This is a genomic window from Halopenitus sp. POP-27 (assembly GCF_029889855.1).
Classification (GTDB): domain Archaea; phylum Halobacteriota; class Halobacteria; order Halobacteriales; family Haloferacaceae; genus Halopenitus; species Halopenitus malekzadehii.
On sequence record NZ_JARANU010000006.1, the window covers coordinates 61,364 to 83,435 of the forward strand.

26 protein-coding genes are annotated in these 22,072 nt (G+C 67.9%); 8 read left to right on the plus strand and 18 right to left on the minus strand.

Annotation, left to right across the window (positions count from 1 at the left end):
- Positions 1-7: 7 nt before the first annotated feature.
- A complete protein-coding gene (locus OQF70_RS05510; RefSeq protein ID WP_280536346.1) occupies positions 8-1,792 on the minus strand; it encodes a ferredoxin--nitrite reductase in 1,785 nt (594 codons plus the stop codon).
- A 76-nt stretch (positions 1,793-1,868) separates the two neighbouring features.
- Complete coding sequence (locus tag OQF70_RS05515; RefSeq protein WP_280536348.1) at positions 1,869-2,195, minus strand: hypothetical protein; 327 nt, start codon at positions 2,193-2,195, stop codon at positions 1,869-1,871.
- A 324-nt stretch (positions 2,196-2,519) separates the two neighbouring features.
- Between OQF70_RS05515 and OQF70_RS05520 the strand changes: the two genes are divergently transcribed.
- The 3 genes from OQF70_RS05520 to OQF70_RS05530 all read left to right on the plus strand — a co-directional run bounded on the left by OQF70_RS05520 (position 2,520) and on the right by OQF70_RS05530 (position 4,514).
- Entirely contained in the window at positions 2,520-2,777 is a 258-nt protein-coding gene (locus OQF70_RS05520; protein ID WP_280536349.1) for a hypothetical protein, read from the plus strand.
- A 108-nt stretch (positions 2,778-2,885) separates the two neighbouring features.
- A complete protein-coding gene (locus tag OQF70_RS05525) occupies positions 2,886-3,998 on the plus strand; it encodes an AI-2E family transporter (RefSeq protein ID WP_280536350.1) in 1,113 nt (370 codons plus the stop codon).
- 120 nt (positions 3,999-4,118) lie between these two features.
- The gene (locus OQF70_RS05530) at positions 4,119-4,514 is read left to right on the plus strand and encodes a cyclophilin-like family protein (protein WP_280536351.1); all 396 of its coding nucleotides are present in this window, start codon (positions 4,119-4,121) and stop codon (positions 4,512-4,514) included.
- Positions 4,515-4,532: 18 nt separating this feature from the next.
- Here the strand turns inward: OQF70_RS05530 and OQF70_RS05535 are convergent, their stop codons facing one another.
- Together OQF70_RS05535 and OQF70_RS05540 are read right to left on the minus strand one after the other, a co-directional pair.
- On the minus strand, positions 4,533-6,044 hold the full coding sequence (locus tag OQF70_RS05535; RefSeq protein ID WP_280536352.1) for an amidase: 1,512 nt from the start codon (positions 6,042-6,044) through the stop codon (positions 4,533-4,535).
- A gap of 100 nt (positions 6,045-6,144) precedes the next feature.
- On the minus strand, positions 6,145-6,279 hold the full coding sequence (locus tag OQF70_RS05540; RefSeq protein ID WP_280536353.1) for a hypothetical protein: 135 nt from the start codon (positions 6,277-6,279) through the stop codon (positions 6,145-6,147).
- A 132-nt stretch (positions 6,280-6,411) separates the two neighbouring features.
- On the opposite strand from OQF70_RS05540, the gene OQF70_RS05545 reads away from it, so the two are divergent.
- Positions 6,412-7,281: a universal stress protein gene (locus OQF70_RS05545; RefSeq protein ID WP_280536354.1), complete on the plus strand. Its 870-nt coding sequence runs from the start codon at positions 6,412-6,414 to the stop codon at positions 7,279-7,281.
- Between the two features lie 102 nt (positions 7,282-7,383).
- Here OQF70_RS05545 and OQF70_RS05550 read toward each other — a convergent pair whose 3' ends face one another.
- The 9 genes from OQF70_RS05550 to OQF70_RS05590 form a co-directional block, all read right to left on the minus strand.
- Positions 7,384-8,466: an enolase C-terminal domain-like protein gene (locus OQF70_RS05550; RefSeq protein ID WP_280536355.1), complete on the minus strand. Its 1,083-nt coding sequence runs from the start codon at positions 8,464-8,466 to the stop codon at positions 7,384-7,386.
- A 16-nt stretch (positions 8,467-8,482) separates the two neighbouring features.
- Positions 8,483-9,421 (minus strand): 1,4-dihydroxy-2-naphthoate polyprenyltransferase, encoded by a 939-nt coding sequence (locus OQF70_RS05555; RefSeq protein WP_280536356.1) that lies wholly within the window; start codon positions 9,419-9,421, stop codon positions 8,483-8,485.
- Between the two features lie 147 nt (positions 9,422-9,568).
- Entirely contained in the window at positions 9,569-10,480 is a 912-nt protein-coding gene (locus OQF70_RS05560; protein WP_280536358.1) for a 1,4-dihydroxy-2-naphthoyl-CoA synthase, read from the minus strand.
- Between the two features lie 80 nt (positions 10,481-10,560).
- Positions 10,561-10,719 (minus strand): hypothetical protein, encoded by a 159-nt coding sequence (locus OQF70_RS05565; RefSeq protein ID WP_177167527.1) that lies wholly within the window; start codon positions 10,717-10,719, stop codon positions 10,561-10,563.
- Positions 10,720-10,842: 123 nt separating this feature from the next.
- Positions 10,843-11,871, minus strand: coding sequence for a phosphate uptake regulator PhoU (locus OQF70_RS05570; RefSeq protein WP_280536361.1), 1,029 nt, complete (start codon positions 11,869-11,871; stop codon positions 10,843-10,845).
- 161 nt (positions 11,872-12,032) lie between these two features.
- Complete coding sequence (locus OQF70_RS05575; RefSeq protein WP_280536362.1) at positions 12,033-13,223, minus strand: ATP-NAD kinase family protein; 1,191 nt, start codon at positions 13,221-13,223, stop codon at positions 12,033-12,035.
- Positions 13,224-13,266: 43 nt separating this feature from the next.
- Complete coding sequence (locus OQF70_RS05580) at positions 13,267-13,695, minus strand: hypothetical protein (RefSeq protein ID WP_280536364.1); 429 nt, start codon at positions 13,693-13,695, stop codon at positions 13,267-13,269.
- A gap of 79 nt (positions 13,696-13,774) precedes the next feature.
- The gene (locus tag OQF70_RS05585; protein ID WP_280536365.1) at positions 13,775-14,476 is read right to left on the minus strand and encodes a metallophosphoesterase family protein; all 702 of its coding nucleotides are present in this window, start codon (positions 14,474-14,476) and stop codon (positions 13,775-13,777) included.
- A 75-nt stretch (positions 14,477-14,551) separates the two neighbouring features.
- Positions 14,552-14,809 (minus strand): helix-turn-helix domain-containing protein, encoded by a 258-nt coding sequence (locus OQF70_RS05590; protein WP_280536416.1) that lies wholly within the window; start codon positions 14,807-14,809, stop codon positions 14,552-14,554.
- Between the two features lie 226 nt (positions 14,810-15,035).
- On the opposite strand from OQF70_RS05590, the gene OQF70_RS05595 reads away from it, so the two are divergent.
- Genes OQF70_RS05595 through OQF70_RS05605 form a run of 3 tightly spaced genes read left to right on the plus strand, consistent with a single transcriptional unit; the run spans position 15,036 to position 16,548 of the window.
- Positions 15,036-15,227 (plus strand): hypothetical protein, encoded by a 192-nt coding sequence (locus tag OQF70_RS05595; RefSeq protein WP_280536366.1) that lies wholly within the window; start codon positions 15,036-15,038, stop codon positions 15,225-15,227.
- Positions 15,227-15,703, plus strand: a complete 477-nt coding sequence (locus tag OQF70_RS05600; protein ID WP_280536367.1) for a DoxX family protein — start codon at positions 15,227-15,229, stop codon at positions 15,701-15,703. The genes OQF70_RS05595 and OQF70_RS05600 overlap by 1 nt, the downstream gene beginning before the upstream one ends.
- Entirely contained in the window at positions 15,700-16,548 is an 849-nt protein-coding gene (locus OQF70_RS05605) for a VOC family protein (protein WP_280536369.1), read from the plus strand. Before OQF70_RS05600 ends, OQF70_RS05605 begins: the two co-directional genes overlap by 4 nt.
- Before the next feature lie 6 nt (positions 16,549-16,554).
- Here OQF70_RS05605 and OQF70_RS05610 read toward each other — a convergent pair whose 3' ends face one another.
- From OQF70_RS05610 to OQF70_RS05630, 5 genes are all read right to left on the minus strand, one after another.
- Positions 16,555-16,839, minus strand: a complete 285-nt coding sequence (locus tag OQF70_RS05610) for a DUF357 domain-containing protein (RefSeq protein WP_280536370.1) — start codon at positions 16,837-16,839, stop codon at positions 16,555-16,557.
- Between the two features lie 89 nt (positions 16,840-16,928).
- On the minus strand, positions 16,929-17,687 hold the full coding sequence (locus OQF70_RS05615) for a hypothetical protein (protein ID WP_280536372.1): 759 nt from the start codon (positions 17,685-17,687) through the stop codon (positions 16,929-16,931).
- 13 nt (positions 17,688-17,700) lie between these two features.
- Positions 17,701-19,320, minus strand: coding sequence for a hypothetical protein (locus OQF70_RS05620; RefSeq protein ID WP_280536373.1), 1,620 nt, complete (start codon positions 19,318-19,320; stop codon positions 17,701-17,703).
- A gap of 86 nt (positions 19,321-19,406) precedes the next feature.
- Positions 19,407-20,075, minus strand: a complete 669-nt coding sequence (locus tag OQF70_RS05625; RefSeq protein WP_280536374.1) for a hypothetical protein — start codon at positions 20,073-20,075, stop codon at positions 19,407-19,409.
- A 39-nt stretch (positions 20,076-20,114) separates the two neighbouring features.
- Positions 20,115-20,981 carry a sulfurtransferase gene (locus OQF70_RS05630; protein WP_280536376.1) on the minus strand — a complete coding sequence of 289 codons (867 nt, stop codon included), beginning with the start codon at positions 20,979-20,981 and terminating at the stop codon, positions 20,115-20,117.
- A 231-nt stretch (positions 20,982-21,212) separates the two neighbouring features.
- Here OQF70_RS05630 and OQF70_RS05635 point away from each other — a divergent pair, with 231 nt between their 5' ends.
- The gene (locus tag OQF70_RS05635; RefSeq protein WP_280536377.1) at positions 21,213-22,052 is read left to right on the plus strand and encodes a sulfurtransferase; all 840 of its coding nucleotides are present in this window, start codon (positions 21,213-21,215) and stop codon (positions 22,050-22,052) included.
- The last annotated feature ends 20 nt before the right edge of the window (positions 22,053-22,072 follow it).

The window sequence follows — 22,072 nt, forward strand, 5'->3', positions numbered from 1 at the left end:
GACGGGATCAGTCCTCGCTCGGGATGGGCGTTCCGTCCGCCCGAGCCGGTGCCGGGCTGGCGTCCATCCCGTCGTCGTCGGCGTAGGGATACCACGTCATCTTCGTGTTGTGCATGTACGGGTCCTCGTAGCTCGTCTCCGCGGGTTCGATGAGCTCCTCGAGGTCCCCCTCGGCATCAAGCCGTTCGATGAACGCCCTGAATCCCTCGCCGTCCGCACGTCGGTCGCGGAACCGGTCGATCAGCGTCGCGATCGCCCCGGGAACCTCGTCTGCGGGGACGCGCTGGCCGACCCACTCCGCGAACCGTGGATCCTCGCCGAGTCCGCCGCCGAGACCGATGTCGAGCGCTTCGACGGGCTCGCCGTCCTTTCGGGTCTTCATCCCGCGGAGGCTGACGTCGGCGATCTGCGGCTGGGCACACGAGGCGGTACAGCCCGACAGATGGATGTGGAACTCGTCGACGTCGGCCGGAAGATCGACGTGTTCCTTCAGCCAGCGTGCGTACCGGACCTGTCGGTTCTTGGTCTCGACGATCGACAGCGAACAGAACTCCGTCCCCGTGCAGGCGATGGAACCACGCATAAACGGGTCGGGGTCCGGCGAGTAATCCTCGAGCAACGGCTCCGCGAGGAACGCGTCGAGGCGATCCTCCGGGACGTCGGTCACGAGCACGTTCTGTCGCTGGGTGAGCCGGACCTCGCCGGACCCGTACTCGTCGGCCAGGTCGGCGAGTTCGTGGACGTCGTCGACGCCCATCCGTCCGACGAGCACGTTCAACCCGACGTAGTAGTTCCCGTCGGCCTGTTCGTGAACGCCGACGTGGTCGTTGTGGCCGCCGTCGGGGAGATCCGCGGCGGACCGACCGGCGTTGTAGGTGTACTCCTCGCGGAGGTCCTCGCCGGCGGGTTCGAGCTCGAACTCGACGAACTCCTCCTGCAGGACGCGTCGAACCTTCTCGGTCCCCCATTCGTCGACGAGGAACTTGCTTCGGGCGGAGTACCGGTCCTCCCGATCGCCGTACTCGCGAAACAGCGCCGAGAGGCCGCCGGCGACGGCCTCGGCCGCGTTGGGCTCGACGAACACGTCGATGTCACGCGCGAACCGCGGTTCGTTGCGGGCGAGCCCGCCGCCGACGCGGACGTTGAAGCCCCGCCGTCCGTCCTTCTCGGCGGGTTCGAACGCGAGGTCGTTGATGTCGCCCTGTCCGCAGCCCTCCCGGCAGCCCGTCACGCTCACCTTCCACTTCCGGGGGAGGTTGGCGTGATCGTCGTCCCCTTTAAACGTCTCGTGGAGGTCCATCGCGACCGGGAGCGCGTCGACGAACTCGTGCCGGTCCTTCCCGGCGACGGGACACCCCACGATGTTCCGCCAGGAGTCGCCACAGGCCTGCTGGGTCGACAGCCCGTTGGTCTCCAGCGTCTCGAAGATCTCCGGGACGTCCTCAAGCCGGATCCAGTGGAGCTGGATCGACTGCCGCGTCGTCCAGTCGCAGTAGGCGGCCCCGAACTCCGGGTTCTCGCCCGGTCCCCGGGCGTACTCGTCGGCGATCTCGGCGACGACGCGGATCTGTCCCGGCTCGAGCACGCCGTTGGGCGTCCCGATCCGCATCATGAAGTAGCTCTCCTGGCCGTTCCGCTGGTGGTAGAGCCCCCACCATTTGAACCGCTCGAACCAGGCGTCGCGTTCGTCCTCGGGGATCGACTCCCAGCCCTGCTCGGCGAACTCGAGGAGGTGCTCGCGTATCTCGTTGCCGTACGTTTCGGATTTCCACCGTTCGACGTCGGTTGGCATCTCGTTCCCGTCTGGGGGCGAGAGGGTCCTAAACCGTCCTTTGGCGTCAATCCTCCCCGGAACAACCGGGTACCGGTCAGCGTTTCCGATCGCTGGGTCGTGCCGTTCCAACCGGACGCCGAACCGCATCCCCGTCGATCGGCTCGTAGCACCCATCGACGACGCGTCCGACCGGGATCGGCGCCGTCGACGTCGAGCAGCCACAGCGGATACACCGCCCGTACGTCCCCGCGGCGACGGTCCGCCCGTCCACCACGACGTCCGTGATCCCCTCGACGACGAACTCGGCGATCGGGCAGTCACAGACGTCCCGCACGCGCCAGAGCTCGCTGACGCCGGTTCGTCGTTCGTCCGCGACGGAGATCCATGCGCCGTCATCGAGCGTCCGCAGCGAGATCGCCATACCGGTCGTTCGAGCACCGGCCCGAAACGGTCACCGCCACCCGTCACCCTTCCCCCGATCTCCGACGCCGGCCACGGAGCGGACCACCCCGTATCGGCACCCAGGGCATCGTTTCGGGCAGAATACGTTCCGACGAGGGGGAGCCGGGGTAGCCGCAAGACGCTCCGGGATCACCGACTCCCGGTAGCGATTGTCCGGGCGCGGTCGCTTATGGGGGCAGGAGACCTGTCGGGTAACGATGACACCGACGACGCCGATCGAACACACCTCCGCCGACGTCGCCCCCGAACTGTTCGACCGATCGAGACGGGAGGAGTCGACGGAATGAACGAACAGCACCACGAGGACGCCGAACACCTCGAGGACGTTCCCGCCGGCGCCGGGTGCACGGAGATCTGGGAGACGCTAAGTGAACGCCGCGCGGACGGCGAGGAACGAGGGGACGAACCTGACGAGACGACCGGCGAACCTGATGAGACCGGCAAACCTGACGAGACGACCGGCGAACCTGATGAGACCGGGACCGAACCTGGTGAGGCGGCCGGCGACCCGGACGGCTCCCGAAACGACCCGGACGGGTAGCCGCTCCCACCGGGTTCGATCGGTCGATCGGCAGCCGGTCAGCCCGGTGATCGCCAACGCCGATCGGCGTGCTGACAATTTATATACCATCCCGTGGAAGCCCGGACCATGGACGAGAAACGGTTCGTCGTCGCCCTCTTCGGACTGGTGATCGCCCTCATCACCGGGTACATCGCCTATCGGTTCGTCGCCGCCCTCACGGTTGCCGTCTTCATCTACTACTCCACACGACGGTTCTATCGCGGGCTCGCCCGGTTCCGGCTGCCGAAACGCGTTCGCGCCGCGTCCGCCCTCTCGATGGTCGGGATCCCGCTGTTGTTGCTCATCAGTTACACCGTCGTCCTGTTGGTCGTGGAGGCTCAACAGTTCGTCCAACAGTACGCCGTGATGGAGGCCGCCGCGGAGAACGTCGCATGGCTCGATACCGGGGACACCCCGCCGGAGTTGACCTTCGAGGGGATCGTCGAGCTGTATCGATCGGGCGGGTTCGATCCCCTCATCGAGTTCGGGCTCGATCACGCCGGCTTCCTGACGTCGATGCTCTCGAGTTTCGTGCTCAACCTGCTCATCGTGGTCGTCGTCACCTACTACCTCCTCATCGATGGCGGGAAGGTCCACGAGTGGCTGCTGGCGTTCGACGACGACGCGATCGTCCGTGAGTACCTCGAGGCCGCCGACGACGAGCTGGAGTCGGTGCTGTTCGGCAACCTGCTCAACGTCATCGCGATCTCGCTCATCGCGGTCACGACGTATATGGGGTACAACGTCTTCGTGCCGCCGGCAGCGCAGGTTCCGTATCCCGCACTCGCGGGCGCGCTCACCGGCGTCGCGAGCCTGATCCCGGTCGTCGGGATGAAGATCGTCTACCTCCCGATCGCGGCGGTGATGGTTGCGCCGTCCGTGCTCGCCGGCGACGTGGGTCCGGTTCCGTACGTCCTCGCATTCCTCGCGCTCACCGTCGTCGTCGTCGACACGATCCCCGACATCCTGCTTCGACCCTACTTCAGCGGCAAGACGACCCACGTCGGTCTGTTGATGCTCGCGTACATCTTCGGCCCCGTCGTCCTCGGGTTCCACGGGCTCTTCCTCGCGCCGATCATCCTCGTGTTGGCGCTCACCTTCGCATACACCGCCCTCCCTCGACTGCTGGGTGCCGATCCCGACGCCGACATCGAGGACCCGGCGCTGGATCCGGATCAGCGACACCTCGGGGAGTTTTAAACACCTGTGCGCCCCCGGGGACGCAGGGATGGGTTCTCGGCCGGTCGAGCGGTCAGACGGGCCGGAACCCCGATCTCGTCGGCCCAAAGACGTTTCTCGACGCGGTTCCGATCGGCACCGATGAGCGATCTCACCGTTCACGTCGACGACGAGACGCTGCCCGCCGAGTGGGCCGACGCGAACCCCGAAACGCGGGCCACGATCGCCGACGCGCTGCCGATCGACGGGGACGCGGCGCGCTGGGGCGACGAACTGTACGTCGGGACCGACGTCGACGCACCGGTCGCCGAGACGCGCACGGTCGTGGAACCCGGAACGATCGCCTACTGGCCGTCCGGCCCGGCGGTCTGTCTGTTCTGGGGCCCGACGCCGGCGAGCACGGACGACCGACCCCGTGCCGCCTCGCCCGTGGCCGTGATCGGTCGAGTGGTCGACCTCGACCCGCTTCGGTCGATCGACGGACCCGCGCGGTTGGCGATCTCGACCCCGGCGACGGACCGCGAGGACGTCGCCTGACGGGATCGGTCCTCGGTCTCACTCGACGTGCTGCTCGAGGACGCGGCCGGCCCGGAGGACCGTCGCGTCGTCGAACCGTTCCCCCACGAGCATCAGCCCGACCGGCAGACCGTCGCTCGTGCCTGCGGGGACCGAGATCGCGGGATGACCGGTGACGTCGAACGGGGCGGTGTTCGGAAGCATGTTCACCGCGCGGTCGAGGATCTGGAGCCGGCTGGGCTCGGCGATGCGCTCGTGGGCGGTCTGGGGCGTCGTCGGCATCGCGAGCACGTCCACGTCCGCGAGCGCCTCGTCGTAGGCGTCCGCGAGGTCCAGCGAGAGATTCTGCGCCTTCGCGTAGTAGTGGCTGTGGTACTCCTCGGACAGGTACTCGCCGAGCGTGGCGACCAGCTTGATCGTCGGCGGATAGTCGTTGGCGTTCTCCCGCCGAGCCTCGGCGAAGGCCGCCATCAGGTCGGTGTCGTAGTAGCCGTTCCCGAAGTGGCCGATCCCCTCGCCGCGGATCGTCGCGGTCGTTCCCTCGTTGGCGATCCCGTTCCAGATCGCGAGCCCGTCCAGGTGCATCGGGATCGAGACCTCGGTGACGGTCGCGCCGGCATCCGACAGCGCGCCGATCGCGGCCTCGACCGTCTCGTCGACGCCCGGCTCGCTCTCCTCGTGGCCGAACCCCTCCTCGAGCACGCCGATCGTGAGGTCGCCCGGATCCGGATCCGACGCGACCGCGTCCGTGTATGGCTGCGTCGGAACGGCCCCTTGTCGGGGGTCGAGCGGGTCCTTGCCGGCGATCGCCTCGAGGACGCGCGCGCAGTCACGGACGCTTCGGGCGAGTGGCCCGGTATGGTCGAACGAGCGGCCGAGCCCGAGGATCCCGGTGTACGGGACGAGCCCGTGGGTGGGCTTGTGACCGACGACGCCACACCAGGCGGCCGGAATGCGGATCGACCCGGCCTGGTCGCCGCCGATCGAGACGTCGACGGTCCCGTCCGCGACCGCGGCCGCGGAGCCGCTCGAGGAGCCGCCGGCCAGGTGGTCCCGGTCGTGGGGGTTCAGCACGTGGCCGTACGCGGACATCTCGCCGCTTCCGGAGAACGCGAGATTCTCCATATTCAGCTTGTCGGTGACCCGGGCGCCGGCGTCGAGCAGCCGGGTGACGATCGTCGCATCGATCTCCGGGACGTAGCCGGGCACCACGTCCGAGCCGAACGTCATCTCGACGCCGGCCAGCGAGACGTTGTCCTTCAACCCGACGTCGTATCCCTCCAGGGTCCCCGAATCGGCTCCCTCGACGGTACAGGTCCGAATGACCGCGTTCAGAGGATCCTCCTCGGCGGTCGGCTCGGATCCGGATTCCCGGTCGGGATACTGAACCGGCGGATCCGAGGCGGAGAGTTCATCGAGCCGTTCGTAGGCCCCGAGCAGGGCGGGAATAACGGCCGACAGCTCCTCGATCTCCTCCGCGGAGAGGTCCATATGGTGGGCGGCTGCGTAGCGTTCGATCTCGTCTGTGGTGGGTGGACGAAGGTCGCTCACGATTCGGATATCAGTACGTCAGCAGACAACATATACCTTGCCGGAGCCGCGGACACCGAGCCGCCGTGTTGTGGCGATCGAATCGGGAACCAAGGTCCACTCACTGCAAGTACGTCGGCTCCTCGCCCTCACAGGACCGTTCGTGCTGGGTCGCGTCCTCGCGGTCGTCGAAGAGCATACCGCACCCCTCACACGCGAACCACGTCGCGCCGTCCCGTTCGGTAGTCGTGACCATACCACGTGGTTCGTGGGCGAGCGTCTTTTAGGTTGCCCCGGGAACCGATGGGAGCGTCACCGAGACGTGCGGGTCGAACCCACCCGAGGAAACAACTTACCGTTCCCGCCGTGTATGGGTCCGTATCGAAACATGTACGACGACGTTTTGGTCCCCGTCGACGACAGCGAACCCGCAAGCGCGGTCCTCGATCACGTTGCGGACCTCGCAAGCTGGGCGGACGCGACGATCCACCTCCTGTTCGTTGCGGACACGGGGCGTCACAGCGTGACCGTCGTCGAGAACGACGTCGTTGACGGACTCGTGCGGAAGGGGCACACGGTCGTCGAGGACGTCCGCGAGCGGCTGCAAGCGCCCGGCGTCGAGTTCGAGACGGACGTCGTCCAGGGGACCCCGTCGTCCACGATCGTCGAATACGCCGATCGGTACGGACACGATCTGATCGTGATGTCGACCCACGGACGAACCGGAGTGGCACGATACCTCCAGGGAAGCGTCAGCGAGGCGGTCGTCCGCCACGCTTCGGTCCCCGTCCTCACCGTGAGGACACAGCCCGACGAACGGCTACGGTTCCCCTACGACGACGTCCTCATCCCCACGGACGGCAGCGCCGGCGCGACCCGGGCGGCACGCCACGGCGTGGCGCTCGCCGAATCGCTCGACGCAACGGTCCACGTTCTCTCCGTCCTCGAGGAGGAATGGCCCGATCGTGACGGCGAACCGACGACTGAGCCGGGCGAGGGCCAGGAGGAGACAGCGACCGACGCCGTGGAGGCGGTCATCGCGGCGGCGGAACCACGCGGCGTCACGACCACGCAATACGTCGGCGACGGAGACCCGGTGGACGTCATCCGCGATCGTATCGATGCCGTCGACGCCGACATCGTCGTGATGGGAACGACCGGACGGCGCGGGACCGACCGCGTCCTGCTCGGTAGCGTCGCCGAGCGGACGGTCCGGGACGTGCCCGTGCCCGTCCTCACGCTCGGCGAGACGGAGTGACTCGATGACCATCTGACTCGGTGACCATCTGACTCGGTGACGATCGGCGAGGTTGATGCGTGAGGTCCATACGCGATCGTCGACGAGCACGCCGATTTCGAGTCACTCGACTGCGCGGTCGTCGAACGCGCAGTCGTCGAACACGTAGTCGTCGAACGCGTCGCCGGCGATCCCCGGTCCCCCGGGAACGTCGATCGTCCCACGCTCGACCGGCGCCGGATCGGGCGCGAGGTCCTCACGGAGGAGCGACCCCGTCGCCAGCCCACAGGGACGGACGTCGGGGATCGCCGCGGCCGCGTGAACCGCGGCGGTGCGGGCGATCACGCCGTCGATCGTCGTCGTGACGACCGGATCCACGCCGGCAGCGCGGGCCTTCCGGGCCGCATCGACCGTCCGGTCGACGCCGCCCAGCACCATCGGCTTGCAGATCACGACGTCCGCAGCCCCGGCCTCGAGGACGCGATCGATCCCGAACTCACGGACGGACTCATCGAGCGCCACGTCGACCGGGAGCTCATCGCGGAGCGCGACGTGGCCGTTCAGGTCGTTCACCGGCAGGGGCTGTTCGACGTAGCTCACGCCGATGTCGGCCATCGCGTCGAGCGCCCGTCGTGCGGTCGTGCGGTCCCAGGCGCCGTTGGCGTCCACGCGGATCTCGACGGCGGGACCGACCTCGCGCCGGACCGCGCGGACCCGGTCGAGGTCCTCGGCAAGCGGTCGCGAGCCGGCCTTCAGTTTCAGCGCCTGGACCCCGTCATCGACCGCCCGACGGGCCGCCCGGGCGGCCGCCGCAGCCGATCCCTCGCCCACGGTGGCGTTGACCGGGACGCTCGCCGCCGGGCCGGGCGTCGGGAATCCGACCGACTCGGCGAGGTGGTCGGCGAGCCGTCGGTCGTCGGCACGACCCGTCGCGTCCGCACGGGCGAGCGTGATCGCGTGACGCGCGGCGGGCGCCTCGGCGGCGTCGGGATCGGATCCGGACTCGCGCGCGGTTGCCAGCGCGTCCGCACACGCCGACGGGGATTCCGTCCAGCCGGGCAGGGGCGTCGCCTCGCCGACGCCGCGAGCGGGAACGTCGTCGACGTCGGGATCGAGGCCGACGAGCCAGCCCTCCCGCTCGAGGATCTCGGCGCTGGCCGTCCGCAGCGGGCTGTCGAGCTCGAGCGTGAAGTCGGTCAGACGCATCCTCGAATCCCTCCGGTTACACCGCCAGCCCGAGCCCGAACAGGGCGGCGTAGGTGGCGAGCCACTTGCCGGTCCGTTCGAGGGCAGGATTGAGCGCCTCGCCGGACGTCTCGGTTCGGATCGTGGTGACGATCGATGCGGCACGCGGCAGAGTGGCGAGCGGAGCGAGGGCAGCGAGCCCGTATCCGGACGCCCCGACCGCGAACCAGACGGGCACGACGTACGCCAGTGCGGTCAGCGCCAGGAACTGGGCCCGCGCGAACCGGTAGCCGAACCGGACCGCAAGCGTCCGCTTGCCGGTTCGGGCGTCCTCATCGCGGTCACGGACGTTGTTCACCACGAGGACGTTCGTCGCGATGGCCGCGATCGGGAGGCTCGCGATCAGGGCGTCGACCGACAGCCCGGCGGCGACGAGGTCGGTCGGGAACGCCGACGCGACGACCGCCGCGGCCTGGACGTAGTAGGTCCCGGTCACGGCGACCACGCCGAAGAAGATGAAGACGAAGAGGTCGCCGAGCCCGTGATACCCCAGCGGATACGGGCCGCCCGTGTAGGCGATCCCGGCGGCGATCGACGCGAGCCCCACCAGGAGGATCGCAACGCCGCCGACGGAGACGAGGTAGGCGCCGACGAGAACCGCAGCCGCGAAGGTGACCCACATCGCCCGCTTGACCGCGGGCGGCTCGATGATCCCCGACGCGGTCACTCGGGTGAACCCCTCCCGATCCGGGGTGTCAGCGCCCTTTTTGGCGTCGTAATAGTCGTTCGCGAAGTTCGTCCCGATCTGGATCAGCGCGGCGCCGACGAACGCGGCAAGCGCCGGCAGCGGCGCGAAGACGCCGTCCTGCAGGGCGAGGCCGACGCCGACGAGCACCGGCGCGGCCGCCACCGGCAGCGTCTGTGGTCGCGCGGCGAGGACCCACGCCTTCGCCCGCGAGACCTCCGTGGAACTCATTGTCGGACGTTGGCTGGCGGCCGTCCTGAAGGTTGCCATCCGCAGCCGTCATCGGCGCCGGGGTCGGCGCGTTTGGGTCGGAGTCGAGACGACCGCACTCGTCTGCGTCGGCGTCCTCGAGGGGTTCGGGCCGGCCTCGATGGGTCCTCAGTAGTGCCAGGGATACTCCCGGAACTCGGGCTCACGACCCTCGAGGAACGCGTCGCGGCCCTCCTGGGCCTCCGCAGTCTGATACGCCAGTCGGGTTGCCTCCCCGGCGAAAACCTGCTGCCCGACGAGCCCGTCGTCGGCCATGTTGAACGCGTACTTCAACATCCGCATCGCGGTCGGGCTCTTTCGGGTCATCTCGTCGGCCCACTCCAACGCAACCGTCTCGAGATCCTCGTGGGGGACGGCCTCGTTGACCATTCCCATCTCCTCGGCCTCCGCGGCCGAGTAGGTTTTCCCGCGGAAGAAGACCTCACGCGCCTTCTTCTGACCGATCTGCTTGGCGAGGTATGCCGACCCGAAGCCGCCGTCGAAGGAGGCGACGTCGGGATCGGTCTGGAGGAACTTCGCCTCCGACTCGCTGGCGAGCGTGAGGTCACAAACCACGTGCAGGGAGTGGCCGCCGCCGACGGCCCACCCCGGAACGACGGCGACGACCGGTTTGGGCATGAAGCGGATGAGCCGCTGCACCTCGAGGATGTGGAGCCGCCCGGCCTTCGCCTCCCGGACGAGCTCGTCCTCCTCCTCGCCGGCCTCGTCGTCGTCGCGGTACTCGTACCCCGATCCGCCCCGGACCGACTGGTCGCCGCCCGCACAGAAGGCCCAGCCGCCGTCCTTCGGGGACGGCCCGTTTCCGGTCAGGAGGACGCACCCGACATCCGCCTGTTTGCGCGCGTGATCGAGGGCTGCGTACAGCTCGTCGACCGTTCCCGGCCGGAACGCGTTCCTGACGGCTGGGCGGTCGAAGGCGATCCGAACCGCGGGGACGTCGACGCCGCGGTGGTAGGTGATGTCCTCGAACTCGTCGGTCACCGGCTCCCAGGCGTCCGGATCGAAGATCGGCGAAACCATACGGTCGATCGGCGCGGCACCGTATAAAAAGCGACGAGTCGCACGGCGGGAGCACCGCCACCGTGATCGGTGTCGGCGACCTACTCCTCGTCGGCAGCCGTCTCACGGAGCGTTTCGACGTGGTCGCGAACCACCGACAGCGTCGCGTCGGCGTCGACGTACCCCTGGTCGTACTCCGAAAGCGCCGTGTCGGTCGCCTCGAGGAACTGCTCGACGGCCTCCGGGAGGTCCTCGCTCATACCGGCGGTTCGTCTTCACGCCGTATAAGTCCCCGTCGTTCGGCCGCCCCGAGCCGGCCGGACAGTTTGCCGGTCGGCCGGCTCCGTCGGGCGGGCGTCAGCATCCCGAGCGGTCGATCCCCGTCACTCGATGTCGACGTGTTCGGACTCCTCGTTGAGCGCGAGGTTGGCGGCGATCTCGGCGTTCCGCATCGCGTACTCGGCGGTGTGTTGGAGGCTAACGAGCACCTCACGAACCCGGAGCAGCTCCTCGTTGTCCATCTCCGAGAGATCGTTGAGGATCTCCGACTCGCGGTCGCCGATGTCCCGGAACAGGCGCCGACAGTCGACGGTGAGGTCGTAATCGCGCTCGACGAGCGAGCGGACCGCCATCGCGGTGAGCTCGTCGACCTGGTCGGTGAACTCCCGAATCCGGCGCATCGTCGACTGCTCGACGGCGAGCGACTCGCCGTCCGTCTCCAGGGCGATCTCCGCGATGTCCTCGGCGTTGTCGGCGGTGAGCTCCAGGTTCTTCGCCACCGACCGGTAGCCGATGAGCGGGAACCCCGAATCGAGCCCGACGGCCTGGGTCAACGCCGGATTCTGGTAGGAGGTGAAGATCAGCCGCAACAGCAACACGAAGATCTTGTTCGCCTGCCGCTCCCGGTTGAGCGCGCGCTGGGCGAGGTCGATGTTGCCGTGTGCAAGCGCCTTGATGGCTTCACCGCGCATCGTCGATCCGGTGTTCTCGAGGCGTTCGAGCAGGTTGTTCAGGGTGAAGTCCTCGGGGTCGACCGAACAGCGGATCGCGATGCTCTCGGGCGTCTCCTCGATGACGCCGAGCCCCATCAGCTGCGTCTCCGCGCGGTAGACCGCGTTGATGTGGTCGCTGCCGAGCGGGCCATCGCTTTCGACGTGGATGACCCGCCGGCCGAGCACGTACTGTGCCACGATCGCCCGCTCGACGGCGTCGGAATCGAGGTTGTCCGCGTAGATGGTCGCCTCCGACTCCTCGGTGTTGGCCGACTCGGGGAGCACCGTCAACGTTCCCGTTCCACCCATCCGGATGGAGACCTCATCGCCCTTGTCGACGTCGTGTTCGCTCGCCCATTCGGCCGGAAGCGTCATCGCCAGCGTCGAGGGACCGAGCCGCTGAACCTTCCGCGTTTCCATACCGTTCGGTATCGCGCCAGCCACCTTAACCCTATCCCTATGACAATTATACACGCCTCGAAAAATACAAGGGATAATTCGAGATCCGGAACGCGACGTCGATGCGTGGATCGTTGTCACACGATCTCACCCCACACGATCTCACCCCACACGATCTCACCTCACACGATCTCGATCATCCGCGTCTCGAAGGCGCCGATCCGGACCCGGGTCCAGCCCCGAAGCTCCGCGTCCAGCTCCGGATCGTCGGTGTCGACCCGGAGGACCGACAGCTCGTCGAGTTTGCTCCGTGAGGCCACGATCGAGACGTCACAGCGCCGGATCACCGCCGGCGACAGCTGTGGGTTTCCGCGCCCGAAGACGAACCCCTGGCCGCCGATCGGCGAGACGACGATGACGTTCTCCTCGCCGAGCGCCTCGAGGATCTCGGATTCGGTCGCGTCACGGACGAGCACCTCGCCGTCGCGCCACACGTCGACGCCGATCGGCGAGGGATCGAAACCGAGTTCGGCCTTGATCGCGCCGACGGTCGATCCCGGCCCGAGGACGTAGGTCACGCCGGGATCGACGTCGCGAGCGATCCCCTCCGCGAGCGCCTCCACGGTGCCGCCGCCGAGCTGTTTGGACGACTGGAGCGCGTCGGCGACGGGGACGGACGCGACCGCCCGCAGCTCCGGGGAGACCTCCCCCTCGCGGTAGTCGTCCTCGTCGATGTCCATCACCTCCCGGCGCTCGGTGCGGTCGAATGTGACCGCGACGTCGGCGGCGTCCTCGGGCGAGACCGCGAACACCGACGAGTAGACCTTGACGCCGGCCGGCACGCCGAGCATCGGGATCCCGGTCCCCTCGAGGGCGGTCGCGACGTCGGCGGCCGTCCCGTCGCCGCCGACGAAGAGGACGAGGTCGACGCCGGCCTCCTTGAAGGCCTCGACTGCGGCAGTCGTGTCGTCGTCGCTCGTCGAGGCCTGCGCGTACCGGGTATCGTCCTCCGTGGTTCCATCGTCCGGCGCTCCATCGTCCTCCGTGGTTCCATCGTCCGGCGCTCCATCGTCCGACGGCCCACCATCCAGCGTGCCATCGTTCGCGGCCGGCGGGTCCCCGGCCGGCTCGTAGACCACCTCGGGATCGAGTCCCGCAGCCTGGACGAGCGACTCGCCCATCGGGTCCCCGGCGGTCGAGACGCGGATCGACGCGTCGTGCTCGACGAGTCGCGTCAGCATCCGGCGGGCACGGTCCGGCGACCGCGGGCTCGCGCCGCGCTCGCGTGCCTCGGCGACCTTGCCGTCAGTTCCCTTCAGCCCGACGCGACCGCCCATCCCCGCGATCGGGTTCACCACGACGCCGATGTGCATACCGGGTGGGAAGCCGTCCCGCGCCTAAAGGTCCGGGATCCGGTCAGCGGCGGGCGCCGAGCGCCAGCCCCGCAACGGTGACCACCGCGATCCGGACCCCGGCGGCGACGCTCGTTCCCACGACCGTCGCGCCCGTCACGATCCACGGTTGGGACAGCTCGATCAGCGCGAGAAGGCCGACGGCGACGAGCAGGTGTGCGAGGGCGGCCGCGCTGCCGGCCGCCAGTATGCGGTCCGTTCGGAGCGCCGGCTCGTCCGGAGTTCCCCGCGCGACCAGATACGCGGTGGCCAGGACGAGGCCGTACACCGCGAGGAACGCGACCGCGCGACCACCGACGGTAGCCGCGGATATCGTTACGGGGGAGGGGACCGATCCCGACAGTTCGATCAGGAGGATCGACAGTCGGCGCGCCACGGCGACCACGATCGCGGCGATCGCGGCGACGATCGGGAGGAGGGCAGGAGTCGTCACGGTCGGATCCGCTTCGTGATCGACCCTAAGCGTTTCGGGTCGATCTCGCCCTTCCCGCCCGGAGTCCGAGCTCCGGCGGTCACTCCCCCTTTCGGAGTCGTTCCCCGGTCCGATCGGGGAGGCCGACGTCGGCGATCCGGTCGACGACGCGGTCAACGTCGTACGCGACGCGATGGAGGTCGACGGTCGGCGGGTTCGGATCAGACCGGCCGGTCCCGGGATCCGACTGGTCGAGCTCAAGGACCGCGTAGGCGGCTCGCGGATCGCCGTCTCGGGGCTGGCCGACGCTGCCGGGATTGACGATGCGGCGCCCGTCGACGACGTCGGTGTGTTGGACGTGTGTATGTCCGAGAACGAGTCCGCGGTGTTCCGTCAGATACCGACCCAGGGACGGGAACTCCGACGGATAGACGTACTTGTCCCGGATGGTGGGATGATCGTGCACCACGAGCAGGTCGCCGTCGGCGATCGTCACCGACCGCGGCCGGTCGGCAAGCCACTCGCGCTGTGCGTCCGTCAACTCCCGTTTGGCGTGTTCGAGGCCGGCTTCGGCCATCCGGTTGGCCGCGTACTCGTGGGGTCGATCGACGGTGCGGTCGTGGTTGCCGATCACGATCGCGTCCGCGATCTCGCGAACCCGCTCCAGGCACTCGGCGGGCCAGGGGTTGTACCCGACGACGTCGCCGGCGCAGACGACACGATCGACCGCGGGCATATCCGACCAGACGGCCTCCAACGCCGGGAGGTTGGCGTGGACATCGGCGATCAATCCGACGCGCATACCGTCGGATTGTGCGGGATCGGAGTTAAACGGGCGGGTGGGATGGTGAGTGGGGCGTGTCGGCGACACTCGCTCTCACAGGAAGTCCTCGCCCCAGTCGTCAAGCGACTCGAACACGGGACAGAGGGCGCCACCCTTCTCGGTCAGCGAGTAATAGCTCGCGACCGGCGATTCGAACTCCTTGCGGTTCTCGATGAACCCGTCCGCAACCAGGTCCTCGAGCACGCGCGAGAGCGTGTAGGAGCTCGCGCCGGTCGATCGTTTGAGTTCGTTGAACCGTTTTTCACCGTCCCGGAGGTCGTTGAGGACGATGAGCTTCCATTTCGATCCCATCTCCTCGACGGCGGCGACGACGGTACAGACGTCCGCGTTCCGTCGTTCGACGTCGTTGGGGTCGGATTCGGCGTCATCGTGGTCGGATTCGGCGTCATCGTGGTCGGATTCGACGTCGTCGTGGTCGGACTCGTGGTCAGCGTCGACCGATGGTGGTTGGGTCGCCATTACGTGGTTACACTCGTATTGCCTGAACTATATATGGGTTTGCAACCAAACTAGATATGTGATAAAACTACAGAACACAGCAGTCCTCGGAACCGATCCGCCCAACCACCCGGGATCGGACCCGGAACGGTCCCCCAGCATCGACGACCGCGGCGATCAGGTCGTCGCCGTCCGGCAGCCGTCGCCGACCACGGGCGTGACGGGGCGGACCGCGGGGATGAGTGATGGCCGGACGGAGATCGGCGCATAATGGGGCCGTTCACGTCGCCACAGTCGTCAGCAGGGATCGATTCGGGGTGGGGCCCGGTGTTCGTGCGCCTCGCACTCGGGATCCCGCTGCTCATCGCCGGCGCCGGAAAGGTCCTGGCGATCGGTCCCAAGCCGATGGGCCTCTCGGGATTCGCCGGGTTTCTCGCGAGCCTCGGCGTTCCGTTCGCGCCGATCGGCGCGTGGGGCGTCGGCCTCCTCGAACTCGTCGGCGGGGCCCTGTTGCTGGTCGGCCTGTTCGTTCGAGTCACGGCCGCGCTCGTCGCCGTCGACATGCTCGTTGCCACCGCTCTCGTCCACCTTCCCAACGGGTATCCCGCCGCAAGCAACGGCGTCGAGTTGACGCTTACGCTGAGCCTGATCGCGCTGGCGCTCGTCGTGAGCGGCCCCGGCGTGCTCTCGATCGAACGGGCACGGCTGAGTAGAGCCGATCGTCTCACGGACTCGGACCCACAATGAATCAGGACGTTTTCCCCCAGGGAACACACATCGGCCGCACTGCACTCCGCGTCACGAACCTCGGCGAAGTAACCGACTTCTACCGGGACGTCGTCGGCCTGACCGTGCTCGAGGGATCCGACACCCGGTCGGTTCTCGGGGTCGCGGATACCCCGCTGCTCGTCCTGGACGGCGATCCGACCGCACCCGACCGACACCGGTCGAGCGCTGGCCTCTACCACACGGCGTTCAGGGTACCCTCGCGGGCGGCACTCGGTGACGCGCTGTCCCGGATCCGGGACAACTGGCAACTCGGCGGCGCCTCGGACCACTGGGTCAGCGAGGCGCTGTACCTTACGGATCCGAACGGAAACGGGGTCGAGATCTATCGCGACTTCCCGCGGGAGGAGTGGCCGCACAACGACGACGGGAGCGTTCGGATCGGGACCGAACCGCTCGATCTCGACGCCGTCGACGCGGCGGCCACGGGAGCCACGCGGGCACCTCCCGAAACGGACATCGGACACATCCACCTCGAAGTCTCCTCGCTGGATGCGTTCAGGGACTTCTACATCGACACCCTTGGGTTCGAGGTCCAAACGGCCGCGCCCGCGGCGTCGTTCGTGTCCGCCGGCGGGTATCACCACCATATCGGAGCCAACACCTGGCACCGCCGAACGGACCCGATCGCCGGACGCGGGCTCTCGTGGTTCGAGATCGTCGTTCCGGACGGGGACGCACTCGCCGCCGTCCGCTCGCGGATCGAGGACCGCGGGAGCCAGGTCACCGAGACGGACGACGGGCTCGTCGTCGCCGATCCCGACGCGATCGAGGTCCGAATCCGGGCCGATCCGTCGACGCGGTAGGAGCGATCACGTCGTGAACAGATCCGTCTCGGACGGGACCTCGAAGAACCCGAACCTGACGCCGGCGTCCAGCCAGCCGTAGCCGTAGGAGTACGACGCCAGCGCGTTGACCGGGTCGTCGTCGGCCCGAAAGTGGCGGCCGTCGCGGAGATACGACTCGGCCATCTCCCGGCATTCGGCCGCCGCCTGTCCAAGCGGGGTGTCGGCGGGGGCGACCGTCTCGGCCTCCGCGAGCGCGTCCGCGAGCATCCGCTCGTAGCGATCCGTCTTCTCCACGAGGTCGGCCGTCATATCCACCGATCGACGACCGCCCCACAAAGGGTTGCCGTCCGGCTCTGGACGAGCGACCGTCGACCCGGACGAGCCATCGGCCAGCCGCGTCAGCCGCCGTCGGAGACGACGACGTCGTCGACGGCGACCGCGTCGCCACGTCGGGATCGAACCCCGAGGGCGGCGACCGTGTCGATCGGGGACCGGAACGACTGCGTCATCCGGATGAGCTCGCTGTCCCCCACGTCAGCGAGGGCGGCGTCGAACTGCCCGGCGGCGAAATCGACGCTCTCGAAGGACAGCTTGTACCACCGCCCCGGCTGCACGGTTCCCGACAACAGATCGCTTGCGCCCCCGGACTCGGAGTCAGTCTCGGGGTTCACCACGACCTCCAGCCCGTTGTTCCCCGTTTGTACCTCCGCGCCGAATCCGAGGGCGCCGGCGGGATCCCAAAACTCGAACCGGACGCTCGTCACCTCGAACGGGACCCGCCACCACAGCGAGTAGGTGTCGACCGTCGTCTCCGGGATCGCGAGTTCGATGCGGCGGGCCTCGTCAGGCAGAAAGACCGCGCCAGCCCCTCGTGCCGCATCATCGATCGACTCCAAGGCATCGACGTCGCCGCTCCAGTCGCCCGGTCCGTCGTCGAAGTCCGCGGCGAACTCGCGTCTGGGGCCCGAGGGGGTGTCGACCGCGGCCGCCGGCGTGTCGCTTCCGCCGGCAGTTCCCTCGGACGATCCCTCCTCGACCTCGACGCCGACCTCTTCGCGGACCTCCTCGAACGACGTACAGCCGGCTAGTCCCGCGGACGCGGCCGTGGCGCCCGCGAGGAGCAGTCGTCGTCGTGTGGGCCGATCGGGGTTACTCATTCGTGACCCCCGATCACTCGGCTCCGCGGAGGCGGGCGCCGATCAGGAGGAACGCCAGCAGTGCGGTCACGACCGAGAAGCCGGGAATGGACCCGGACGTCTCGTTCCCGCCGTCGTTCGAGCCGGAATCGTCCACGTCGTTCGATCCCGACCCGCTCGCGTCCTCGGTGGTCTCGCCGCCGCTCGACCCGTCGGTGTCGCCGGTATCGTCATCGGCGGTCGATCCCTCTCCGCCATCGTCGTCCGAATCGGCGTCGAACGAGCCCGGCGTCTCCGCGGTCACCTGCGTCGACGACCCGTCGGTATCGTCCGTCGAGCCATCGTCGGCGCCGCTCGTCGACGCCCCGCCGCCGCTTACGGTGATCGTCTCCTCGTGCTGATCACCCTGTGAGTCGGTGATGATGACGCGAACGAGCGTCTCGCCGTCCGCGGCCGCAAGCTGGTGGTCGAGATCGACGCGGCTCGTCGTCTCGTCGCCGCTGTAGGCGCGCACGATGTCGATGCGCTCGTCCGTCTCCGGATTGATCGACTCGATCGTCACGCTGTCGATCTCCCCGCGATCGACGCGTCCGACGACGGAAACCTGTCCGTTCTCGACGATCGTCCGCTCCTGGTCGAAGGTGACGTCCGGGTTGATGTCGCGGTCGTACACGATGGTGTAGTCACGTTCGATCGTGTTTCCTGCCGCATCGACCGCCGTGATGGTGATGTCGTTTTCACCCTCGTTGAGCGAGACGACCGTGTTAACCTCCGTGGAGAGCCGATCGCGGTTCGGCTCGGCGTGCGTCGACTGGAGCACTTGCGTCGTCGATCCGGTCGGTCCCTCGAGCTCGACGCGGTCGAGCTTCACGTTGTCGGTGACGGTTCCCTGGACGCGAACCTCGTCGGTTCCGGTTCGTTCCGGAACCGTGAGGTCCATCGTCGGTTGTTCGGTGTCGTCGACGTAGAGGACGAACTCGTGGACGCGGGTGTTCCCCGTCTCGTCGGTGTAGGTCGCCGTGATCTGGTTCTCGCCGTCTCCGAGGAACAGCTCCTGTGAGAAGGATCCACCGGGGTTCGATATCTCGTACGACTCCCGAGTCGTCTCACGTTGGCTTGCAAAGATGTAGTCGTGGCGGCGTTCGATCACGATCGACTCGACGCCGAACTCGTCCACGATGTCCGCGGCGAGCGTCACTTGTGCGTCACCGACCGTCGTGCTTTCCGGCGGCGACGACAGATCGGGCGTCGAGAACGGCGACGTATATCGGAGATACGGGCTGGTGCTGTCCTTGTGTACGGTCGCCTCGTACGTCGAGGTGCCGCCGGCGTTCGTGATTATTTCGAGCGTGTTCTCCCCGTCGTCCATCTCGACGTCGAGCGTCCGTGAGAACGACTCCGATCCCGGCTCGAAGCTTTCCCGGATGTCCCCGTTGACGCGGACCTCGACGAGGTCGATCGCCGTGTCGGCCTCGATCGAGACGTCGAGGGTCGGGTGTCCGTCGACCCGAACCGTATCGCCCGCCGCCAGTTCCGTCCCGTCGACGCTGACGGAGGTGTTCTGTACGTCACCAACCACCACTCCAGCCATCCCCGCGATGGCTATCGCGATGACGATCCCCCAGATCGCCCCACGAACCGAACGTCGTGTCATACGACGATATGACGGATCGGATCACTTAACGCTTCGTGGTCGCCGGAGCGGCGGACGAACACGCGAACCACGCCCGATCCGCGAACTCAACAGACGGGCTTCGGGTCGATGCCGAGCGACTCCAGCGTCTCCACGTGTTCCTCGTAGGCGACGGCGACGACGTCGGCGGCCGCCGCGGTCGCGACTTCCCAGTCGGCCTCGTCCGTACAGACTGCCGCGAGGAGGTCAAGCGCGCGATCGCGTTGTCCCTCGAGATCGCCGCGAAGCTCGCGGAAGACGCGTGCCGTCTGTGGGTCCGCGTCCCCGACGAAGTACCCGACGTACTGGGACTTCGACTCGTCGGCGACCAGGATCCGGCCGAGCAGCGCGCCCGCGCGCTCGATCGTTCCGTCGATCGACCTGAGGTGGGTCGGGATCGCGAGATCGTCGACGTCATCGGTGGTCCCGCCGGCGTCGGTGTCTCCGGCGGCGTCGGCGGCCCCTCCATCGAGCTCCTCGCGGACGCGCTCGGCGTGTGCGCGTTCGTCGGCGGCGATCGACGCGAACACCTCGCGGGCGTCCGCATCGGGCTCGTCGTCGGCCCACGCCGCGAACGTTTCGGCTGCGGCCCGCTCGGCCACCGCGGCCGCCTCGAGGACGCGATCGGCCTCGAGTTCGCCCTCGGTGGCGGCGTAGAGCGCCTTCGAGGAGCCGAGCCTGGAGAGTTCGGTCGCGAGATCGGACTGGACGGTTTCGAGCACGTCGTCGGGAGTCATACGAAAAACACGGGCCGGGAGCGACTTAATGCTGTATCGTTAGGCGCCGTCGCCGGTCTCGATCGGCGCGTCGACGAGATTGCCCCACTCGGTCCAGGAACCGTCGTAGTTGACGGTGTCCTCGTAGCCGAGCAGCTCGTGGAGCGCGAACCACGCGACCGAGGAGCGCTCGCCGATGCGGCAGTAGGCGATGGTCGTCTCGCCACCGTCGATATCCTCGGCGGCGTACAGATCCTCGAGCTCATCGCGGGTCTTGAACGTGCCGTCGTCGTTCGTCACTGCCGCCCACGAGATGTTCTTCGCGCCGGGGACGTGGCCGCCACGCTGGGCGGTCTCCTGAAGTCCCGGGGGCGCGAGGATCTCGCCGCGGTACTCCTCGGGCGAGCGGACGTCGACGAGCGGGACCCCGCGGCCGATCGCCTTCTCGACGTCGTCGCGGTACGCGCGGATCGTCTCATAGGGGCCGCCGGCCTCGTAGTCCGCCTCGGGGAAGGCGGGAACCTCGTCCGTCGTCGGATAGTCGTTCTCGACCCAGTACTCGCGGCCGCCGTCGAGCAGTTTGACGTCGTCGTGGCCCCAGTACTTGAACTGCCAGTAGGCGTAGGCGGCGAACCAGTTCGAGTTGTCGCCGTAGAGGACGACCGTGGAGTCGTCGCCGATCCCGTGGGCGGAAAGCAGCGCCTCGAAGTCCTCCTTCTCGAGGATGTCGCGCTGCGTCTGATCCTGGAGCTGGCTCTCCCAGTTGAAGCCGATCGCTCCGGGGGCGTGCGCCTCGTCGTAAGCCTCCGTATCGACGTCGACCTCGACGAGCCGGAGATCCGCGTCATCGCTCTCGAACTCGTCCAACCGAGCCTCCACCCAGTCGGCGGAGACGAGTACGTCGTTCGCGTAATCTGAGTCTCCCATAGCGCCCGATCCTACGGGCTCTTCGTATAAGGCACCCAACACCACGGACATACCCGCCTCTCGTTCGATTCAGAGGCAATATTAGCCGATTCGTGGATGGCACAGACGGATCGGCGGTGAAATGATGGCTCATACCACGGTGTCTCCCGCAATACTTGCCGGTGGTCCGAAGGATCGGCGGGATCGCGACGAGCCCACGGAGTCAACTACCCGGAGGGAGAAAGACGGCCAATGACCGAGAAGTCGGAGATGACTGGATCCGATGGCGGCGCCGACGGCGCCGATATCGTCGTTTCGGCCGCGTGGCTCGCCGATCGCCTCGAGGAGCCGGCCGTCCGCGTCGTCGACGTCCGCGACGCCTGGGAGTACGACGCGATGGGCCACGTGCCGGGCGCCGTGAACGTGCCGTTCGATGCGTTCCGCGACCGCGAGGGACCGGACGCCGGCACGCTTCCCGGTGCAGCGGCGTTCGCGGAGCTTCTCGGAGACGCCGGGATCGACCGCTCCGACACGATCGTCGCCTACGACGACACGAACGGCGTCTTCGCGGCCCGATTCCTCGTGACCGCGCTCGTCTACGGCTTCGAGGACGTCCACCTGCTGAACGGCGACTTCAGCGCGTGGAAGCACGGCCATCCGGTCGACGGCGATCCCGTCGAACGCGATCCCGTGACGGTCGAGCCGCGTCGCGTCGACGGCCCCGAGTTGCCGATCCTCGAACACGACGCGGTCGTCGAGCTGCTCGAGTCCCCGGCGGACGTCGTCTTCCTCGACACTCGAGACGCCGAGGAGTACGCGGCTGGGCATCTCCCGGGCGCCGTCCGGTTCGACTGGACGGAGGCGGTCGATCCCGACACCCGGGGATTCCGTTCGCCGGACGACCTCCGGAAGCGGTTCGCCGAGCGTGGGATCACGCCGGACCGGCCCGTCGTGCTCTACTGTAACACCGCCCGGCGGCTCTCACACACCTACGTCGCGCTCCGGTGGATCGGCGTCGACGACGTCCACATCTACGAGGGTAGTCTGACCGAGTGGCGCGAGCGCGGTCGCGATCTCGTCACGGAGGAGTGATCCCGGAACGGAGGCCACCT

Excerpts from the sequence above, each read along its gene's own strand:
- OQF70_RS05625 (WP_280536374.1), bottom strand. The coding sequence starts at position 20,075 with ATGACTCCCGACGACGTGCTCGAAACCGTCCAGTCCGATCTCGCGACC.
- OQF70_RS05605 (WP_280536369.1), top strand. The coding sequence starts at position 15,700 with ATGAATCAGGACGTTTTCCCCCAGGGAACACACATCGGCCGCACTGCA.
- OQF70_RS05520 (WP_280536349.1), top strand. The coding sequence starts at position 2,520 with ATGAACGAACAGCACCACGAGGACGCCGAACACCTCGAGGACGTTCCC.
- OQF70_RS05525 (WP_280536350.1), top strand. The coding sequence starts at position 2,886 with ATGGACGAGAAACGGTTCGTCGTCGCCCTCTTCGGACTGGTGATCGCC.
- OQF70_RS05565 (WP_177167527.1), bottom strand. The coding sequence starts at position 10,719 with ATGAGCGAGGACCTCCCGGAGGCCGTCGAGCAGTTCCTCGAGGCGACC.
- OQF70_RS05620 (WP_280536373.1), bottom strand. The coding sequence starts at position 19,320 with ATGACACGACGTTCGGTTCGTGGGGCGATCTGGGGGATCGTCATCGCG.
- OQF70_RS05530 (WP_280536351.1), top strand. The coding sequence starts at position 4,119 with ATGAGCGATCTCACCGTTCACGTCGACGACGAGACGCTGCCCGCCGAG.
- OQF70_RS05575 (WP_280536362.1), bottom strand. The coding sequence starts at position 13,223 with ATGCACATCGGCGTCGTGGTGAACCCGATCGCGGGGATGGGCGGTCGC.
- OQF70_RS05585 (WP_280536365.1), bottom strand. The coding sequence starts at position 14,476 with ATGCGCGTCGGATTGATCGCCGATGTCCACGCCAACCTCCCGGCGTTG.
- OQF70_RS05560 (WP_280536358.1), bottom strand. The coding sequence starts at position 10,480 with ATGGTTTCGCCGATCTTCGATCCGGACGCCTGGGAGCCGGTGACCGAC.
- OQF70_RS05545 (WP_280536354.1), top strand. The coding sequence starts at position 6,412 with ATGTACGACGACGTTTTGGTCCCCGTCGACGACAGCGAACCCGCAAGC.
- OQF70_RS05515 (WP_280536348.1), bottom strand. The coding sequence starts at position 2,195 with ATGGCGATCTCGCTGCGGACGCTCGATGACGGCGCATGGATCTCCGTC.
- OQF70_RS05555 (WP_280536356.1), bottom strand. The coding sequence starts at position 9,421 with ATGAGTTCCACGGAGGTCTCGCGGGCGAAGGCGTGGGTCCTCGCCGCG.
- OQF70_RS05635 (WP_280536377.1), top strand. The coding sequence starts at position 21,213 with ATGACCGAGAAGTCGGAGATGACTGGATCCGATGGCGGCGCCGACGGC.
- OQF70_RS05610 (WP_280536370.1), bottom strand. The coding sequence starts at position 16,839 with ATGACGGCCGACCTCGTGGAGAAGACGGATCGCTACGAGCGGATGCTC.
- OQF70_RS05600 (WP_280536367.1), top strand. The coding sequence starts at position 15,227 with ATGGGGCCGTTCACGTCGCCACAGTCGTCAGCAGGGATCGATTCGGGG.
- OQF70_RS05550 (WP_280536355.1), bottom strand. The coding sequence starts at position 8,466 with ATGCGTCTGACCGACTTCACGCTCGAGCTCGACAGCCCGCTGCGGACG.
- OQF70_RS05590 (WP_280536416.1), bottom strand. The coding sequence starts at position 14,809 with ATGGGATCGAAATGGAAGCTCATCGTCCTCAACGACCTCCGGGACGGT.
- OQF70_RS05615 (WP_280536372.1), bottom strand. The coding sequence starts at position 17,687 with ATGAGTAACCCCGATCGGCCCACACGACGACGACTGCTCCTCGCGGGC.
- OQF70_RS05570 (WP_280536361.1), bottom strand. The coding sequence starts at position 11,871 with ATGGAAACGCGGAAGGTTCAGCGGCTCGGTCCCTCGACGCTGGCGATG.
- OQF70_RS05540 (WP_280536353.1), bottom strand. The coding sequence starts at position 6,279 with ATGGTCACGACTACCGAACGGGACGGCGCGACGTGGTTCGCGTGTGAG.
- OQF70_RS05630 (WP_280536376.1), bottom strand. The coding sequence starts at position 20,981 with ATGGGAGACTCAGATTACGCGAACGACGTACTCGTCTCCGCCGACTGG.
- OQF70_RS05510 (WP_280536346.1), bottom strand. The coding sequence starts at position 1,792 with ATGCCAACCGACGTCGAACGGTGGAAATCCGAAACGTACGGCAACGAG.